This is a genomic window from Flexivirga lutea, from assembly GCF_054778955.1.
Map to the genome: position 1 here is coordinate 265,366 of NZ_BAAGZB010000003.1, position 14,991 is coordinate 280,356.

The 14,991-nt window shown below is 69.4% G+C and carries 13 protein-coding genes; 6 read left to right on the forward strand and 7 right to left on the reverse strand.

Annotated features, from left to right (window positions below):
• The 4 genes from ACYVBN_RS13955 to ACYVBN_RS13970 all read left to right on the forward strand — a co-directional run bounded on the left by ACYVBN_RS13955 (position 1) and on the right by ACYVBN_RS13970 (position 4,787).
• Positions 1 to 1,332, forward strand: coding sequence for a hemolysin family protein (locus tag ACYVBN_RS13955; RefSeq protein ID WP_460601051.1), 1,332 nt, complete (start codon positions 1 to 3; stop codon positions 1,330 to 1,332).
• Positions 1,333 to 1,381: 49 nt separating this feature from the next.
• Positions 1,382 to 2,293 (forward strand): GTPase Era, encoded by a 912-nt coding sequence (gene era / locus ACYVBN_RS13960; protein WP_460601052.1) that lies wholly within the window; start codon positions 1,382 to 1,384, stop codon positions 2,291 to 2,293.
• Positions 2,294 to 2,300: 7 nt separating this feature from the next.
• On the forward strand, positions 2,301 to 3,974 hold the full coding sequence (locus tag ACYVBN_RS13965) for a hypothetical protein (protein ID WP_460601053.1): 1,674 nt from the start codon (positions 2,301 to 2,303) through the stop codon (positions 3,972 to 3,974).
• Positions 3,975 to 4,040: 66 nt separating this feature from the next.
• Complete coding sequence (locus tag ACYVBN_RS13970) at positions 4,041 to 4,787, forward strand: class I SAM-dependent methyltransferase (RefSeq protein WP_440282535.1); 747 nt, start codon at positions 4,041 to 4,043, stop codon at positions 4,785 to 4,787.
• Here ACYVBN_RS13970 and ACYVBN_RS13975 read toward each other — a convergent pair whose 3' ends face one another.
• From ACYVBN_RS13975 to ACYVBN_RS13995, 5 genes are all read right to left on the reverse strand, one after another.
• Positions 4,788 to 5,939: a M4 family metallopeptidase gene (locus tag ACYVBN_RS13975; RefSeq protein WP_460601054.1), complete on the reverse strand. Its 1,152-nt coding sequence runs from the start codon at positions 5,937 to 5,939 to the stop codon at positions 4,788 to 4,790.
• A 53-nt stretch (positions 5,940 to 5,992) separates the two neighbouring features.
• Complete coding sequence (locus tag ACYVBN_RS13980) at positions 5,993 to 7,390, reverse strand: ABC transporter permease (RefSeq protein WP_460601055.1); 1,398 nt, start codon at positions 7,388 to 7,390, stop codon at positions 5,993 to 5,995.
• Positions 7,387 to 8,181 carry an ABC transporter ATP-binding protein gene (locus ACYVBN_RS13985; RefSeq protein WP_460601056.1) on the reverse strand — a complete coding sequence of 265 codons (795 nt, stop codon included), beginning with the start codon at positions 8,179 to 8,181 and terminating at the stop codon, positions 7,387 to 7,389. The genes ACYVBN_RS13980 and ACYVBN_RS13985 overlap by 4 nt, the downstream gene beginning before the upstream one ends.
• 114 nt (positions 8,182 to 8,295) lie before the next feature.
• On the reverse strand, positions 8,296 to 8,925 hold the full coding sequence (locus ACYVBN_RS13990) for a response regulator (protein ID WP_460601174.1): 630 nt from the start codon (positions 8,923 to 8,925) through the stop codon (positions 8,296 to 8,298).
• 23 nt (positions 8,926 to 8,948) lie between these two features.
• Complete coding sequence (locus ACYVBN_RS13995; RefSeq protein WP_460601057.1) at positions 8,949 to 10,205, reverse strand: sensor histidine kinase; 1,257 nt, start codon at positions 10,203 to 10,205, stop codon at positions 8,949 to 8,951.
• 261 nt (positions 10,206 to 10,466) lie between these two features.
• Between ACYVBN_RS13995 and leuA the strand changes: the two genes are divergently transcribed.
• Together leuA and ACYVBN_RS14005 are read left to right on the forward strand one after the other, a co-directional pair.
• On the forward strand, positions 10,467 to 12,239 hold the full coding sequence (leuA, locus tag ACYVBN_RS14000) for a 2-isopropylmalate synthase (protein ID WP_440282540.1): 1,773 nt from the start codon (positions 10,467 to 10,469) through the stop codon (positions 12,237 to 12,239).
• Positions 12,240 to 12,249: 10 nt separating this feature from the next.
• On the forward strand, positions 12,250 to 13,266 hold the full coding sequence (locus ACYVBN_RS14005; protein ID WP_460601058.1) for an AAA family ATPase: 1,017 nt from the start codon (positions 12,250 to 12,252) through the stop codon (positions 13,264 to 13,266).
• A 13-nt stretch (positions 13,267 to 13,279) separates the two neighbouring features.
• Here ACYVBN_RS14005 and ACYVBN_RS14010 read toward each other — a convergent pair whose 3' ends face one another.
• Together ACYVBN_RS14010 and ACYVBN_RS14015 are read right to left on the reverse strand one after the other, a co-directional pair.
• On the reverse strand, positions 13,280 to 14,071 hold the full coding sequence (locus tag ACYVBN_RS14010; RefSeq protein ID WP_440282542.1) for a maleylpyruvate isomerase N-terminal domain-containing protein: 792 nt from the start codon (positions 14,069 to 14,071) through the stop codon (positions 13,280 to 13,282).
• 77 nt (positions 14,072 to 14,148) lie between these two features.
• On the reverse strand, positions 14,149 to 14,988 hold the full coding sequence (locus tag ACYVBN_RS14015) for a serine hydrolase (protein WP_460601059.1): 840 nt from the start codon (positions 14,986 to 14,988) through the stop codon (positions 14,149 to 14,151).
• Between the last annotated feature and the right edge of the window lie 3 nt (positions 14,989 to 14,991).

A 14,991-nucleotide genomic window follows, 5' to 3' on the forward strand; every position in this document is an offset into this window, starting at 1 on the left:
ATGGTTGCCCTGCTCATCGCAGCGCTGGTGTCGGTCGTCCTCGGCTTCGCCTTCGCCTCGGTCGACTCCGCCCTCAGCCGGATCGGCCGCCACACCGCGGAGGACCTGGTCGAGCAACAGCGGCGCGGCTCCGACGCGCTCGCGCGGCTGGCCCAGGACACCTCGGCCGTCGCGATGGTGCTCACCTTCCTGCGGGTCGCCGCCGAAGCGACCGCAGCGGTGCTGGTGACCCTGGCGGTCCGCGAGGCCGTCGACGACTTCTGGGTGGCGCTGCTGGTCGCGATCGCGGTGATGGCCGTGGTGTCCTTCGTCCTGGTCGGGGTATCACCACGCACGCTCGGGCGCCAGCACGCCATACCCGTGGCGCTGGGCGCCGCTCCGGTGGTGCTGTGGCTGCACCGCATCCTCGGACCGATCGCCCGCGCCCTCGTCGCCGTCGGCAACGCCGTGACCCCCGGACGCGGCTATCGTGACGGGCCGTTCGACACCGAGGAAGAGCTGCGCGAATACGTCGACCTGGCAACGGATTCGGAGCTCATCGAGGACGACGAGCGCAAGATGATCCAGTCGGTCTTCGAGCTCGACGAAACTGTCGTCCGCGAGCTGATGGTGCCGCGTCCCGACATGATCACCATCGATGCCGGCAAGACCCTCGGCCAGGCGATGCGCCTGTTCATGCGATCCGGCTTCTCCCGTGTGCCGGTGGCCGACGGCAGCCCGGACGCCATCGACGGAGTCCTCTACTTCAAGGACGTCGCGGCACGGGTCTTCCGCCGTGACGAACTGCTCGACGAGCCGGTGACCTCGGTGATGCGGGACGTGACGTTCGTGCCGGACAGCAAGCCGGCCGACGATCTGCTGCGCGAGATGCAGCTGGTACGCCGCCACTTCGCGATCGTGATCGACGAATACGGCGGCACCGCCGGCCTGGTGACCCTGGAGGACATCATCGAGGAAGTCGTCGGCGAGATCGACGACGAATTCGACCGGGTGACGCCGGGACCCGAGCAGTTGCCGGACGGCACGGTGCGTGTTCCGGCCCGGATGTCGGTGGACGACCTCGCCGAGTACTTCGACGTCACCATCGAGGAGGACGACGTCGAGACCGTCGGCGGCCTGCTGGCCAAGCTGGTCGGCCGCGTGCCGATCCCCGGCGCCGGCGCCACGGTCGCCGGGCTGCACCTGACGGCCGAACGTCTGGCCGGGCGGCGACACCAGATCGCGACGGTCGTGGTGGAGCGGGAGGAGTCGCCGGAGGCGGCCGCCCCTGCCGCAGCCGGCGGTGACGCGGGGGCGGATGTGCACGCGACCGCCGGCATACAGCAGGATTGACGGTGGTTCTCCAGCCCCATGGGCGCACGTCGGCGAAGGAAGTACTGCAATGAGTGACTACCGTGCGGGATTCGCCTGCTTGGTCGGCCGGCCGAACGCCGGCAAGTCGACACTGACCAACGCTCTGGTGGGGCAGAAGGTCGCGATCACCTCCAGCAAGCCGCAGACGACGCGGCACACCATCCGCGGCATCGCCACCACGGACGAGGGACAGCTGATCCTGGTCGACACGCCGGGACTGCACAAGCCGCGCACGCTGCTCGGGCAGCGGCTCAACGACGTGGTGCGTGAGACGTTGATGGACGTCGACGTCATCGGCTTCTGCCTGCCGTGCGACCAGCGCATCGGCCCCGGCGACCAGTTCATCGCTGCCGAGCTGGCGGAGTTGCGGCGCGGCCGTCGCCGCCCCGTCGTGGCGCTGGCAACCAAGTCCGACACCGTCGATCGCAACCGGCTCGCCGAGCACCTTGTCGCGATCGAGCAGCTGGGCGACTGGCAGGAGATCGTGCCCTGTTCCGCAACCGCCGGCGAGCAGGTCGACACCGTTCTCGCCGTGCTGATGAAATACCTGCCGGAGTCCCCGAAGCTCTACCCGGACGGCGTGCTCACCGACGAACCCGACGATGTCATGGTCGCCGAGCTGGTGCGCGAAGCGGCACTGGAGGGTGTGCGGGACGAGCTGCCGCACAGCATCGCCGTGGTCGTGGAGGAAATGCTGCCACGCGAGGACCGCCCCGCAGACCGGCCGCTCATGGACGTCCGGGTCAACATCTTCGTCGAGCGCTCCAGCCAGAAGGCGATCATCATCGGTCGCGGCGGCTCCCGGTTGCGCGATGTCGGCACCCGGGCGCGCCAGGCGATCGAGGAACTGCTCGGGCAGAAGGTGTTCCTCGACCTGCACGTCAAGATCGCCAAGGACTGGCAGCGCGACCCCAATCAACTGTCCAAGCTCGGCTTCTGAGCCGTCCATGGGACGGCCGAACCGCCGGTCACGGGCGGACTTCGAACGGATCGCGCTGGCGTTCGTGTATGCCGCTGTGCTCGTCCCCGTGGCGGCGACCGTGCTGATTGTCCACGCCCGCGGGTGGTGGCCGACGAACGACGACGCCTTCACCGCGATGGCGATGCGTGACACGTGGACCGGTCACCCCCGTGTCATGGGGCCTTGGGCCAGCACGCCGGGGTTCAGTGGCAGCTATCCGCATCATCCCGGTCCCGCTCTCTACTACGCGGCATCCGTCGGCGCGGTGCCGTTCCGGTTCAGCGCATGGGGCATCCTCGTCGGAGTCGCACTCGTCAACGGTCTGGCGGCGGTCGCCACCGTGCGCGTCGGGTCGCGGGTGGCTGGAGTGCCCGGCGCCGTCGCAGGCGCCTTCGCAGTCCTGGTGACGGCCTGCTCGATCGGCGCCGGCCTCTTCTTCCGGCCGTTCAACCCCTTTCCGCCCTTGCTGCTGATCCTGCTGATGCTCTTCGTGACCGTGGAATTCGTCGGTGGGCAGCGTTGCCACTGGCCGCTCTTCGTCCTCGCCGGCACCATCGCGGTGCAGTCGCATCTGTCCTATGCCTACCTGGTCACCGGTCTGACCGCGATCGTGCTCGTGGTGGGTGCCCATGCCTGGCACCGCGAGCGGGACGCCTGGTGGCCCCGGCGCGGTTGGCTTCCGGTCGGTGCGGAACGGCGGCGACTGACCCGGCCGATGCAGTGCTGCGCGGTGCTGGCAGCGCTGCTGTGGCTGCCGGTGACGCTGGAGTTGATCATCTACGACCCGAACAACGTCACCAGCCTGCTGCAGCAGCTGCGCTCCTCGGCACCGGCCGCGGTGCCGGCACCTACGGTCGATCGCTTCGAGTTCATCGCCCGGGGTCTGCTTCCCGGGGTCGCTGTCCCGTCGGCGAAGGCGCTGACGCTCCTCGGCGCGACGGCCCTGGCGCTGATCGCGTCGGTCGCCCGGGCGGTGCGTCTCCCGCCCGTCCTGGGCCGGGCCGCACGCGTCGCCCTCGCCGGCCTCGCGCTGTTCGTGATCCAGATCCTGATGGTGCCGCACACCGCCTATTTCGCCGAGGCATGGATGGTGGCGGCCGGTGCCCCGGTGGCTGCGTTCGCGATGGTCGTCGTCATCGCCTCGCTGGTCGAACTGCTCCGGTGGCTTCCCGTCCGTCTCGGTTCAGCGCGCGGTGCGCTGGCAGCCGTGACGGGATGCGCCCTGGCCGTGACCGGTGGGCTCGTGGTGTCGGACGCGACCACCACGTCGGCCGGCGAGATCGCCGTGGGCCAGGACGTCCGCGCCGCCGAGTCCGGGATTGTGGCGATGATGTCCCGCTGGCCCACCGTCGACGGTGCACGTCGCGCGGTGGCGGTGCACGGGACGGGTCTCGGGCCGGTTTTCGAGGTCGCGCCATCCCTCGGCCTCGCGCTGCGCAACGACGGGTTCGAGGTGTTTCTGCCGCCCGCGATCCAGGCGCACGACGACACGGCGTTCCGCCGCACCGACCGCGCGCCGACGACTGCACTGCCCGTCGCGGTGGTGTGGCTGAACGAGCAGCCGTCAGCGGCACCGGTGCCGCCGACGGCCGAGGCGGTGGGCGTCGTCCGGCAGGGTGAGAACCACTTCGGGATCTACGTCCTGCCGCCTCGCGACTGAGGTCGCGGCGCCACGCGGCCGGCCCGACCCATGGGGTGCGATCCGGATGCAGCAGGATGGGTGCCCATGGCGCGCGATCGAGAAAGTCTGGTCTGGGCGGAGTTCGGGGAGGTGTTGCGCCTGCCGGTGGATCCGGAGCGTGACTACGTGCACGGGATCCCTTGGGACGCAGCCGGATTCCTGCCGCAGCTACCGCTGATCGACATCGGCTCCGGCAGCGGGCTGACCACGGTCACCCTCGCCGAACGCTTCCCGGACGCCGAGATCGTCTCGGTCGAGCCCGAGCCGCTGACCCGCTCGCTGCAGATGCTGCGGATCGCCGAGCGCGACGACATCCGGGCCCGCACGACCGTCCTGCCGGAATCCATCCTGGATGCCTGGCTGCCCGGCCAGTGCGGCGGCGCGCTGCTGTTCAACGTCATCTACTTCCTCGGTGGTCGGGCACGCGAGGCGTTCTGGCGACGTATGGCGCAGGTGATGGCTCCCGGCGCACCGATCCTGCTGAGCCGGTCCTACGGTGGCGTCCCCGAGGAGCCGGTCGCACGCACCCTGGTGCAGTCCGGTGCGATGGGACGGATGGAATATCAGCGCTGGTTCGAGTCGCAGCCGGTGCGCGACGGACGCGTCGAGATCACCAACACGTTCCGGGTGCTGCGCGACGGTGAGCAGGTGCGTGAGGTGGTGTCGACGATCCACGCCTTCGGTCTGGACGAGGAACTCGTCCTGGGTGAGGTGCCGATCGGGCATTTCGGCATCGAGGAGATCGACGAGCGCTACTTCGCCATACGTCGGCTCCCGGACATCAAGCGCTGATCAGCTGCCCAACACCTTGACGTCGATCCAGGCCTGCTGGATCGCCTGCTCCTGTCTGCCACCGGCGCCGAAGAGTGCGCCCGCCGACTTGATCGTCGCCTCGGCGAAGCCGGCGAAGTCGACATCCTTGGGCAGATTGCCGGTGGTCAGCACGTCGTACCAGACGCGGCCGGCGCCATCCCAGCTGGTGCCGCCGATGGCGACCGCGGCCAGGTAGAACGCGTGGTTGGGGATGCCGGAGTTGATGTGCACACCGCCGTTGTCGTGCGCCTGGTCGTGCGGCAGATCCTGATAGCCGTCCATCGTCGCCGGCTGTGGGTCCTTGCCGAGATGGGGATCGTCGTAGGCGGTGCCGGGGGCCTTCATCGACCGCAGCGCCACACCCTGCACCTTCGCGGTGAACAGACCGGCGCCGATCAGCCAGTCGGCGTCCGCCGCGGTCTCACCGCCGACACGCTGCTTGACCATCGAACCGAAGCAGTCGGAGATCGACTCGTTGAGGGCGCCGGACTGACCGACGTAGGTCAGTCCCGCGGTGTATTGCGTCACGCCGTGCGTCAGCTCGTGGCCGATCACGTCGACGGAGTCGGTGAACGACCGGAAGTAGACGCCGTCACCGTCTCCGAACACCATCTGCTCGCCGTCCCAGTAGGCGTTGTCGTAGTTGCGGTCGTAGTGGACCGAGGCGAGCAGCGGCAGGCCCTTGCCGTCCAGGGAATTGCGGTCATAGATGTCGGCGTAGAGCGCGAAGGTGTCGCCCAGACCGTCGTACGCCTCGTTGACCGACTCGTCGGAGGTGGCCGGATCGCCTTCGCCACGACGCTCGGTGCCGGGCAGATCCGTGGTGTGCCCGGCATCGTAGATCGTCCGCTGCGGCTGCAACCCGGCCGGTGCACCGGTCCGCGGACGCACCGCCTCAGCGGGCAGCTCGTAGTCGCCGGAACGCTCGGCACGCTCCCGCAGCTGCGGCGGGATCAACCCGGCTGCGCCCTTGCCGCCCTCCGAGGTCGCCTGGGCGCTGCGCACGGCACGCCGGCCGACCTGCAGCAGGCTCGCCTCGAGCGTATGTCGCGCGGCACGGGCGACGTCCGGATCACCCGCCTCGGCGAGCCGGCGGAGCAGGTGCGGCGGGACGATCTGACACGAACTCATACCTCTCATGGTGGACCCGTGCGCTGACAATCGGGCGGGACGCGGCAGGTGGATCAGGTGTCCACCCGCAGCGCGGTGACCGGCGACGTGGCGATCGCGCGCCGGGCGGGCGGCCGGGACGCCAGCAGGATGACCGCCAGGGCAGCCAGGACGATGGCGACGAGGACCAGCCACGGCATACCCCACACGAAGCCGGGTGTCTCCATCCCGACGAGCGCTTGCGCACTGGCCGACCCGTAGCACAGGCCGACACCGATGCCGGCCGCGGTGGCGGCGCCCGACATCGCGACCGACTCCTTGGTGATCATCGAGCGCACCTGTCCACCCGTGAAGCCGAGTGCGCGCAGCAGCCCCAGCTCCCGCCGTCGCTGGATCACGGTGAGCGACATGGTGCTCACGAAACCGATCGCCGCGATGAGCGAGGAGACCACGCCGACCATGATGGTCACCGTCGACGCGACCGACAGCATGGTGTGCGCGGTCTCCCGCTGGTGAGCGGTCATGCCGTGCCACGAGTCGACCGAGGTCTGCAGGGCCGACGTGCCGGACGCGATCGTGGTCACCAAGGCGACCCCGATGAAGAGGCCGAGGGTCGAACGCGTCGTCCGCGCCGGGTCCGCGACGGCGTTGCGCCGTGCAATGACGGCGGCGGCATCGACACCGAGCAGCCGACCGACCCCGGCGACCAGCGCCGGCAGCACGAAACGCGCACCCACCAACAGCCCGGTCGAGGTGAGACAGGCAGCCACGAACGCCACGAAGAGGCCCGAGGTCGCCCCGCGTTCGCCGAGCACCATCGCCAGCCCGAAGAGGGCGATCCCGACCGCCAGCAGGACCGATGCGCAGCCGACGCGCAATGCGCCTGCGCGACGGGTGACCGTCCGTGCGCCTGCCGTGCCCGCGAGCGCCTGCGCCGGGGAGACCTCCAGCACCCGGCGCGAACCAACCCAGCCGGCCATCGCCCCGGTCGCGGTGATCCCCAGCACCGCCGGCACGGCACCAGGGGAGAACCACGGGTAGTCCGCGTCGCTCGGCAGATGGTCGCCGCCGACCAGGATCAGGCGCACGACGTCGGTCGCGAGCGTCGCGCCGATCACTCCGATCACGCTGCCCCACCAAGAGATTCGAGCGGCGCTCCGGGCGATGGAACGCCGGAGGTCCGCGCTCCTGGCGCCGAGCAGACGGAGGGTGGCGATGTCCTGCAGCCGCCCGGCGATGACGGTCGCGACACCGGCCGAGATGACCACGGCTGCGACATACAAGGCCATTCCGATGAAGACGGTGGACACCACGGACAGGAACGCGGCGACCGCACCGCCGTTCTCCTGGCTGATCGCGGCGACGAGCCCGCTGCAGGTCAGCAGCGCACCGGCATACGCACCGGACAGTCCGGCCACCAGGCCGATGGTGCCCAGCTCGCGGGAGGAGCCGAGGACCAGGTCGCGCTTCATGCCCGCACCCCGCCGGACGCGCCGTGCCCAGCGGCTTCCGAGGCGAGCAGCAGCTGGGAGATCTGCTCCGGGTGCAGCCGGCCTCGGGCGGCGACGATCCGGCCGTCGGCCAGCACCAGCACCCGGTCGGCATACGACGCAGCGATCGGGTCGTGGCTCACCATGGCGATCGTTTGGCCGTATTCCGTGGCAGCGGAGCGCATCAACTGCAACACCTCACGGGAGGACCGGGTGTCCAGGTTGCCGGTCGGCTCGTCCGCGAAGATGATCGCCGGCCGGGAGGCGAGGGCACGGGCGATCGCGACTCGCTGTTGTTGACCGCCGGACAGTTCAGCCGGTTTGTGGGTGGTGCGCTCGGTCAGGCCGAGGACGTGCAGCAGGTGGTCGATCCACTGCTTCTCCTCCGGCGTGACCCGCCTCCCGGCCAGTTGGAAGGGCAGCACGATGTTCTCGGCGACGGTGAGGGTCGGCACCAGATTGAAGGACTGGAAGACGAAGCCGACCTCGCGTCGGCGCAACAGGGTGCGGGCGGTGTCGTCCATTGCGTGCAGCGGCTGCCCGGCGAGGAACACTGCGCCCGCGGTTGCGTCGTCGAGGCCGGCGGCGACGTTCATGAAGGTCGACTTGCCGGAGCCGGACGGCCCCATGATCGCGGTGAATTCACCACGCTGGATGTCCGCGTCGACTGCGGCGAGCGCGTGTACGGCGCTGCTGCCGATGCCGTAGCTCTTGCTGACCTGCTGGAAGGAGACGACGGGCGTGCCGTCCGGTGTGGTGCGTCGGGTGCTCATGCCTCCAGCGTCACCGGTGGGAGCGGTCCGGCACATCGGGCGCAGGACCGAATCGGGGTACGCCCCAGGGTGTATGCGGCCTCGGCCAGCGCCGGTACTTCCTCGACCGGCGATTCACAGTAGGCCGTGCTCGTAGCAGTAGACGACCAGCTGCACGCGGTCGCGCAACTGCAACTTGGCCAGGATGCGGGACATGTGTGTCTTGACCGTGGCCTCGGAAAGATATTCGGCAGAGGCGATCTCGGCGTTCGACATACCTCCTGCCGCCCGGAGCATGATCTCGCGCTCGCGGGCGGTGAGCTGGTCGTACTCCTGCCCCGGTGTGCGTGCCTGGCTGCTGCGGAAGCGCTCGAACAACGACTTGGTGGCACTGGCCGCGACGACCTGACTGCCGGCCGCGACCGCGCGGATCGCGCCGAGGAGAAACTCCGGCTCGGCATCCTTGAGCAGGAAGCCGCTGGCTCCGGCATCGATGGCGTCCGCGACGGCGGCATCCAGGTCGAAAGTGGTCAGCACCAACACTTTCGGTGCTTCGTCGCCGAACGTCTCCCGCACCCGGCGGGTCGCCGTGACACCGTCGACGTCGGGCATCCGGACGTCCATCAGCACCACGTCGGGAGTGGTGCGCCGCACCAGGTCGATGGCGTCCGAGCCGTCGGCTCCGTCGCCGACGACCTGCAGGTCGGGCTGGCTGTCGATGACGAGGGTGAGACCGCTGCGGAACAGTGCCTGATCGTCGACCATGGCGACTCGGATCGGTGAGTTCGTCACGTGCCGGCCGACTCCTTCATGGCTGATGTCGGGTGGGTGGTGGGGTGGATGGTCGGGTGCGTGGTCGGTAGCCCGTCCCGGCCGGAGTCACTGCGTTGCGGATCGGGTATGACGGCCTCCACCCGCCACTGGTCGCCCACCTGGCGCGAGGACAGGTGGCCCCCGGAGATGGCGGCGCGCTCCATCATGCCGACGATGCCGTGTCCAGTGCCTTCGCCGGGGGAGCCGACCGCGTTGACGACGCGCAACCGGTAACCGTCGGACCAGTCCTGCTCGACTCGCACCGGCACCCGCAGATCGCCGTGCTTGAGCGCGTTGGTGAGTGCCTCGCTGAGCAACCGGTAGGCCGTCAGTGCGATGAGCGAGGAGCCGGGCGGCTCGCCGGTGCGGTGATCCTCGATCCGCATGCCGGTCAACCGCATCCGGTGCAGCAGCCGGTCGTGCTGCTCGTAGCCGGGGGTGGAGCGTTCGACGTCGTCGTCCCGCAGTTCGGCCAGGATGGTGCGCAGATCGGCGATGGTCGAGCGGGCGGTCTCGGCGATGACCGCCAGGGCCTGCTCGGTGGCGTCCGGGTCGGCGTGCAGGGCGTAACGGGCGCCGTCGGCCTGGGCGGCCACGACCGCCCAGGAATGGGCGACGATGTCGTGCATGTCGGCGGCGACCCGGCTGCGCTGCAGCTCGTGCTCGTAGCTCTCGGCGAGTCGGCGACGCTCGATCAGGTCGAGCTGGGCGTCCACCTCCGCCTGGATCGAACGGCGGCGCTGCAACCGCAGGTAGCCGCCGATCCAGCCTCCGAAGCACACCAGCGCCGCCATCGCGGTCAGCGCGACGGACACGAAGATGCGGTCCCTGAGCGTGGGGCTGTGCTCGGCGAGCGTGGCGGTCCAGACCAGCAGGATCGCGCAGCCGACCGAGGCCATCGCCAGACCGAAGCGGCGCACGCCGAGGCGCGGGTGCGCGCCCAGCGTGAAGAACAAGGCGGCATACGCCAGATCGGCGACTGCCAGCTTGGCGTACCAGTCGGGGTGTGCGAATTGCACTGCGGCAGCAGCAAGTCCGAGGACGACCATGGCGAGCAGGCTCAGCCGCCGGACCGCCAGCGCTGCGGCCAGCGTCAGCACGACTGCGACCGCCATCGCCTCACCGGTGGTCGAGTAGAGCAACCCGATCAGCACCGCGAAGGCGACGCCGCAGCCCAGGTCGAAGACCAGCTGACGACGGGTGGGCCGCCCCTGCTCCCAGATCTGTGGCATGCCACCAGTGTGACCGACGCAGGGTGGACCCCACATCGGTCGGACGATGTATGTCGCATGTCGCATGTCGCACCGTCCACGACTCGGACGTGACGTCCGTCTCGTGGACACGCCTGCCGGACGTGCCGTAAAATCCGGGGCGTGCATGCGGCATACGTGCTTCTTCTTGGTTGCCGCGGCGAGGCCTGAAATTCGGCCGTCCTCGCCGCGGAGTTCCTGCTGCCCGGGCCGAAGCCCAGCACCCATCCGCAAAGGCGAGACATGAAGCACCCCCAGCACCCGACCGCGATGCCGATCGGCAAGTACGTTCCCTTCCACGAACAGATCAAGGTCGACCTGCCGGACCGGCAGTGGCCGGGCAAGATCATCAGCAAGGCGCCGCGGTGGTGTGCCGTCGATCTGCGGGACGGCAACCAGGCACTGATCGACCCGATGAACTCCGAGCGCAAGAAGCGCATGTTCGACCTGTTGGTCGCCATGGGGTACAAGGAGATCGAGGTCGGCTTCCCCAGTGCCAGCCAGACCGATTACGACTTCGTGCGGGAGCTGATCGAAGGCGGCCACATCCCCGACGACGTCACCATCCAGGTGCTCACCCAGTGTCGTGACCAGTTGATCGAGCGCACCTTCGACGCGATCCGCGGCGCCAAGCAGGCCATCGTGCACTTCTACAACTCCACCAGCGTGCTGCAGCGGCGCGTGGTGTTCGGGCTGGACCAGGACGGCATCGTCGACATCGCCACCCAGGCGGCTCGGCTGGTCAAGAAGCTGGAGGAGACGATCCCCGACACGGACGTCTACTACGAATACTCGCCCGAGTCCTACACCGGCACCGAGCTGGAGTTCGCCGCCCGGATCTGCAACGAGGTCATCGAGATCATCGACCCGACCCCGGACCACAAGATGATCGTCAACCTGCCGGCGACGGTCGAGATGGCGACGCCGAACGTGTATGCCGACTCGATCGAGTGGATGTCGGCGCACCTGGCCCGCCGCGAGTCGGTGATGCTCAGCCTGCATCCGCACAACGATCGCGGAACCGGCGTGGCCGCAGCGGAACTCGGCTATCAAGCCGGTGCGGACCGGATCGAGGGCTGCCTCTTCGGCAACGGCGAGCGCACCGGCAACGTCGACCTGGTGACGCTCGGCCTGAACCTCTTCAGCCAAGGCATCGACCCGCAGATCGACTTCTCCGACATCGACCGGATCCGGCGCACCGTCGAGCACTGCAACCAGCTGCCGGTGCACGAGCGGCACCCGTACGGCGGTGACCTGGTGTTCACCGCGTTCTCCGGCTCGCATCAGGACGCCATCAACAAGGGCTTCGCCGACATGGCACGCCAGCAGCAGGAGACCGGCAAGGACATCGACGACCTCGTCTGGGGGGTGCCCTACCTGCCGATCGACCCGCACGACGTCGGGCGGTCCTACGAAGCGGTCGTCCGGGTCAACAGCCAGTCCGGCAAGGGTGGCGTCGCCTACCTGCTCAAGACCGAGCACCAGCTGGATCTGCCGCGCCGGCTGCAGATCGAGTTCAGCGGGGTCGTCCAGCGACACACCGACACCCTCGGCGGCGAGGTCACGGCCGAGGCGCTGTGGCGTACCTTCCAGGACGAATACCTGCCGAGCACCGGCGAGGGCGAGTCGGCGTGGGGCCGGTTCCGGCCGATCACGCACACGCTGCAGAGCGGTGAGGACGGTCGCGACCACATTGTCGCCACCATGACCGACCAGCAGAGCGGTCAGGCGGAGCAGATCACCGTCGAGGGCGAGGGCAACGGCCCGATCGACGCGTTCATCGCCGCGCTCGCCACCATCGACGTCGACGTGCGGGTCCTGGACTACGCCGAGCACACCCTGTCGACCGGTGGCGACGCGAGCGCCGCGGCATACCTGGAGTGCGCGATCGGCGACCGGGTCATCTGGGGAGTCGGCGTGCACAGCTCGATCGTGAAGGCGTCGCTCACCGCCATCCTGTCCGCGGTCAACCGGGCCGAGCGCGACGCGCAGACAGCGGAGGCCGTCACCCCGTAACGTGTGCCGCATGCTGCGGCTCACCCAGATCGACCTCGTGGAGCTGGGCGGATTGCTCGACGACCGCCACGATCCGTCCGGCTACTTGGATCCGCGGACCGGTGAGACCTACCGTTTGCACGACGACGCGACGACCGACGAGACGACCGACGAGACGACCGACGAGACGACCGACGATGAGCGGGTGCTCGATGGCTTCGCTGCGGGCGCTGCCGACGATCTGCTGCCGGTCGGCGGCGACGGGGCGCACGAAGCCTTCCGCGACATGGAGATCTTCACCGCCTGGCTCGGCGACGGGCGGCTGCGTGAGGACCTCAGCCGTGCGCTGGACGGTCCCCGGCCGATCGAGGAGTTCACCGAGATCGTCGAGTCCGCGCCGCATCGGACCGGCGCCTACTTCAACGGGTTCCACCAGATCAGGTCCCAGCTGAGAGCGCTGGACTTCCTGTCCGGCTGCGACCTGGTCGCCGTGCCGGAGATCGAGGAGCGGCGGACCCAGTTGTCGGACGCGGGTGATGCCTTGCTGGCCAACCTCGGCGGCGGGGCACGGCCCCGGCTGATCCTGCTCAACGGGCTGCCGGGGGTGGGCAAGTCCACGCTGGCCCGCGCATATGTCGCCACCCGCCCCGGCACCCTCAACCTCGACATCGACGTGCTGCGCACGATGCTGGGCGGCCGGTGGGAGGAGACCGCGGAGTTGGGTCGCTCGCTGGCGTTGGAGGTGATCGCCGCACATCTGCGCAGCGGCCACGACGTCGTCGTGCCGCAGCTGGTCGCCGACCCGGCGCAATTGCGGCGCTTCGAGAAAGTGGCAGCCGACTTCGACTTCGTGCTGGTGATCGTCGAGGGCGAGTCGCGGACGGGTGCGCAGCCGTGGCAGGTCGACGCCGCTGCCGAGGAATGGGCGCACTACCGGGCCGGGCTGGACCAGCTCGTGTCGAGGCGTCGAGGCATCCACCGGGTGCGCGTCGACGCAGACACGGCTGCGGCGGTGGCCCGGCTGGAAGGGCTGTTGCAGGACAGCTAGCCCTGTCGTGGGCTCATTGCATGCCTTCGGCGAGCACCTCGGCGATCGCGTCGAGGGTCTGCCGGTCGCCGGTGCCGATGAGTTCGCCCATGGTCGGGCGGTTCCAGAGCCACAGGTCGAGGTCGGCGGTGGCGCCCGAGATCGTCGCCACCGCGGTCGCGTCCGGTGCCGGCCGGAAGTTCGCGTCGTCGATCTGCTCCCCGGTGTCGGGCATCGTGCCGGTCTCGCGGCCCAGCTGCAGCACCCAGCGCCGGTCCACGTCGGTGGCGGCCAGCTCGAGCACGCGGCCCTCGGTGGGCCGGAAAGTCACCAGCGGGTGCTCCCGGCCGTACATCACCTCGACGATCTCGTCGATGCCGTCGGCTGCGAGGGCCCCGTCGATCGGCGTGACATCGCCGGCGGCGGTCAGTTGCGCGTCGACCCGGTGGATCAGCGCCTCATGGGCCTGCCGCCTGCGGATGTAACCCGCGGTGTGCAGCGCGTGGTCGGGGGCCCACATCCAGCGGGTGTCCTGCGGCGGTGTTGCGCGCAACGTCTGCTGCAGCGCGCCGCTCGCCTCGTCGAACGCGGCCAGTAGCGCCTCCCGACCCGCCGGGCGGTGGGGATGCTCGAGTTGTTCCGGGTCCGCGACGTTCTGGGCCACGATCGTGCCCCAGAACCACTGCACCTCGGTCAGGTGCCACAGCAGGTCATCGGTGGACCAGTCGGGGCACGTGGGGACCGTGCGGTCCGGCGCATCGGCCAGTGCCGCGCGGAACCGGCTCGACTCGTCGGCGATGCTGGTGAGAAAGTCCGGTGTCGTCATACCGCACGACAGTAGGGCCGGCCGCCGACATCGGACCACCGGATTTCTCCGCGTACGGCTGCGGCGGCAACGATCGCTCAGGCCAGCGGACGCGCCAGCGCGGCATACAGGATCTTCGACACGCCGTTGACGGTGTCGCGCCCGTAGGAGAACCCGCGCGGTGCCCGGCTGAGGATCACCGCGGCGTAGTCGCGGTCGTTGCCCGCGATGTGACCCACGGAGTTGAGCCGGTAGCCGCCGGTGCGCGGACCCCAGCCGTTCTTGGTCTGCCAGCTGTTGGTCGTCGGCAGCGGGGGAGCGCACACGCCCCAGCGTTGCGTCGACACGACCTGTGCCATCAGGCGTTTGAGGTATTCACGGTTGGCGACGGTGAGGACCGAGGTGCCCCAGACGACACCGGTCATCAACACGAGCTGGTCCTGCGCCGTGGCGGTGGAGTAGCCCCACCAGTTGCTCGCGCCGGCGGTCGTCCCGCCCTGTATGACGGTGCTGCGCAACCCGTAGAGGCCGGCGACCCGGCGCACGTTGGCCACCCCAGCCCAGGTCAGCAGTGCGTTGGTCGCGGTGTTGTCGCTGCGCGTGATCATGGCGGCGGCCTGAGCGACCTGGGTCCTGGTCAGATTGACCTTGCGCTCCTGGCAGCGGCGCAGCACCGTCGCCATGATCAGCACCTTGACGATGCTCAACGTCTCGTTGCGCCAACTGCCCTGGTAAGTGAAGGTTTTGCGGTTGCGCCGGTCGTGCACGGCCACAGCGAAGGTGCCGCCCCGGCCGGCTTGGTATGCCTTGAGCTTCGCGGTCAGCTGCACTGCCGTCAGTGTCGCCGCATCCGCGGCCGGCACGCCGAGCACTATGCCGCCGGCGACGCCGAGGCCGCCGCCGAGGATCAGTCGCCGGCTCATCGTCGGGGTGTTCATGGA

Coding starts and splice junctions, on each gene's coding strand:
- ACYVBN_RS13955 (WP_460601051.1), top strand. CDS start 1: ATGGTTGCCCTGCTCATCGCAGCGCTGGTGTCGGTCGTCCTCGGCTTC.
- era (WP_460601052.1), top strand. CDS start 1,382: ATGAGTGACTACCGTGCGGGATTCGCCTGCTTGGTCGGCCGGCCGAAC.
- ACYVBN_RS13965 (WP_460601053.1), top strand. CDS start 2,301: ATGGGACGGCCGAACCGCCGGTCACGGGCGGACTTCGAACGGATCGCG.
- ACYVBN_RS13970 (WP_440282535.1), top strand. CDS start 4,041: ATGGCGCGCGATCGAGAAAGTCTGGTCTGGGCGGAGTTCGGGGAGGTG.
- ACYVBN_RS13975 (WP_460601054.1), bottom strand. CDS start 5,939: ATGAGTTCGTGTCAGATCGTCCCGCCGCACCTGCTCCGCCGGCTCGCC.
- ACYVBN_RS13980 (WP_460601055.1), bottom strand. CDS start 7,390: ATGAAGCGCGACCTGGTCCTCGGCTCCTCCCGCGAGCTGGGCACCATC.
- ACYVBN_RS13985 (WP_460601056.1), bottom strand. CDS start 8,181: ATGAGCACCCGACGCACCACACCGGACGGCACGCCCGTCGTCTCCTTC.
- ACYVBN_RS13990 (WP_460601174.1), bottom strand. CDS start 8,925: ATGGTCGACGATCAGGCACTGTTCCGCAGCGGTCTCACCCTCGTCATC.
- ACYVBN_RS13995 (WP_460601057.1), bottom strand. CDS start 10,205: ATGCCACAGATCTGGGAGCAGGGGCGGCCCACCCGTCGTCAGCTGGTC.
- leuA (WP_440282540.1), top strand. CDS start 10,467: ATGAAGCACCCCCAGCACCCGACCGCGATGCCGATCGGCAAGTACGTT.
- ACYVBN_RS14005 (WP_460601058.1), top strand. CDS start 12,250: ATGCTGCGGCTCACCCAGATCGACCTCGTGGAGCTGGGCGGATTGCTC.
- ACYVBN_RS14010 (WP_440282542.1), bottom strand. CDS start 14,071: ATGACGACACCGGACTTTCTCACCAGCATCGCCGACGAGTCGAGCCGG.
- ACYVBN_RS14015 (WP_460601059.1), bottom strand. CDS start 14,988: ATGAACACCCCGACGATGAGCCGGCGACTGATCCTCGGCGGCGGCCTC.